At 32.1% G+C, this 504-nt stretch carries 2 protein-coding genes; both read left to right on the plus strand.

Annotated elements, in window-relative coordinates; genetic code table 11:
• Positions 1–2: 2 nt before the first annotated feature.
• Entirely contained in the window at positions 3–143 is a 141-nt protein-coding gene (locus IE312_RS44990) for an NADH-quinone oxidoreductase subunit H (RefSeq protein WP_502267015.1), read from the plus strand.
• 84 nt (positions 144–227) lie between these two features.
• Positions 228–504, plus strand: a 277-nt coding sequence (locus IE312_RS44995; RefSeq protein WP_189986859.1) for a 4Fe-4S binding protein, incomplete at its 3' end; no start/stop codon positions are given.

Below are 504 nucleotides of genomic sequence, written 5' to 3' on the forward strand. Positions count from 1 at the left end.
TTTTGTTCGTTTCTATCGCAACAAGATGGACTTTACCTAGGCTAAGAATGGATCAACTATTAAATCTTGGATGGAAATTTCTTTTACCTATTTCCCTTGGTAATCTATTATTAACCACTTCTTTCCAACTCTTTTCACTCTAAATTTAAAATGAATCTAATATATTCATTATTTGTTTTAAACAAGAGACAGAAACAAAGATAAAATTATTCAGAGATAATTACAATATGCTTCCTATGATAACCGGGTTCATGAATTATGGTCAACAAACCCTACGAGCTGCAAGGTATATTGGTCAAGGTTTCATGATTACCTTATCCCACACAAATCGTTTACCTGTAACTATTCAATATCCCTATGAAAAATTAATAACATCGGAACGTTTCCGCGGTCGAATCCATTTTGAATTTGATAAATGCATTGCTTGTGAAGTATGTGTTCGAGTATGTCCTATAGATTTGCCTGTTGTTGATTGGAAATTGGAAACTAATATTCGAAAAAAAC

Source organism: Streptomyces capoamus (genome assembly GCF_014654935.1).
In the GTDB taxonomy this organism is placed as follows: Bacteria; Actinomycetota; Actinomycetes; order Streptomycetales; family Streptomycetaceae; genus Streptomyces; species Streptomyces capoamus.